We start from the raw sequence: 1248 nt of genomic DNA on the forward strand, positions 1-1248 counted from the left end.
GGGACTTCCAAATAATAAATTACCCAAAAAAACTTAAGAGAAAATGTTTGTTAGAGAATGATAATCATTGCTAGAGGGAGAGAAAGTGCTTGCCGACGGCAAGCACTTTCTCTGAAGAAATCAGCAGGAAAAATGTCTACACTCTAAGGGCTGTAGGGTGCAGTGAAAATAAATTTATCAAAGTAATAATTTAACTATTCCTTGACCAACATTAAGTTGGCGCGCAACAGATATCAATAAACCACTTACCTAAATTCGGGAAGTGTTCAGAGTTAGAATTGGTGAGTCGCTCGATTTGTTTCTCAATTTCTGACATAGCTTCTTTAGAAAGCTTAACTCCGGTTTCGTAAGTTTGAGTTACTAATTTAACAAGGGGATGCTTACCTTTCCATGTCATATTTTGAGCAAAATTTAACGCCGTTTCTACTTCATCCAAAATACTACCATTCCAATAGTTTTCTAGGACTGCCCAAGTTCTTTCAATTGGATTGTACTTACTATGATAGCGTGGATAATAAGCTAAACGTATGTTTAACTGATATTCATGAGCAAACTCAATTATACGTTTCATGAACTGGGTACGTCGAGAACTGTTCTCTCCACCATTATCTTGATTAAGAATAAGTGTTTTAATTAGAGGGAATCGCCTACTCTGTGTTTTCCCAAAATCTACTAATACATCAACAATAAAATCACTAGTTACTTTAGATTCGGTAAAATATAAAAATAGCTCATCTAATTCTGGAAGGAATATCCCATAAGGAGTCACAGTTGTTTGAGGATGATAATCATGGTCTTCAGTTTCAGTTGGAGTCCTGTTTTTACCCCCTCGGTCAAAAGCGCCAATATTGACACGAGCTTTGGCATCAAGACTTAGACGTAAAATGCTCTTGTCATCCAAAGCCGATTGATTAACTATTGCTAATTGCTCAAAGATTGCATCCGTTTCGGGAATTTTTTTTGAGTCAGGACTTTTGCTACCCGTTTAAGTCGATCACCCAAATAATTCAATTTAATGCGAATTGTTTCTTCGCAGGGTAACTGTATTGTACTATAAGCAAATTTTTCAATTAATAGCTTTCTTACTTGGCTTGCGGTTAGTCGTGTGTACAGTCTTTGGCTTTTAAAACTTGGGTCAGTTTGACTCTGGGAATCCACCAAGTTTTTAATATCTTCTAACAGACTTGGTAAATGTTCTTCTGCCTTATAACGCCCCTTTGCCGAATAATTATCTACACAAGTAATCCC

At 36.5% G+C, this 1248-nt stretch carries 1 pseudogene; it reads right to left on the bottom strand.

The window, feature by feature from the left end:
• Positions 1 to 211: 211 nt before the first annotated feature.
• Positions 212 to 1248 (bottom strand): annotated as a pseudogene (locus tag ACM0OW_RS25720) (ISAzo13 family transposase); the annotation flags it as partial.

This window comes from Anabaena sp. CCY 0017, assembly GCF_963920885.1.
Lineage (GTDB): Bacteria > Cyanobacteriota > Cyanobacteriia > Cyanobacteriales > Nostocaceae > Nodularia.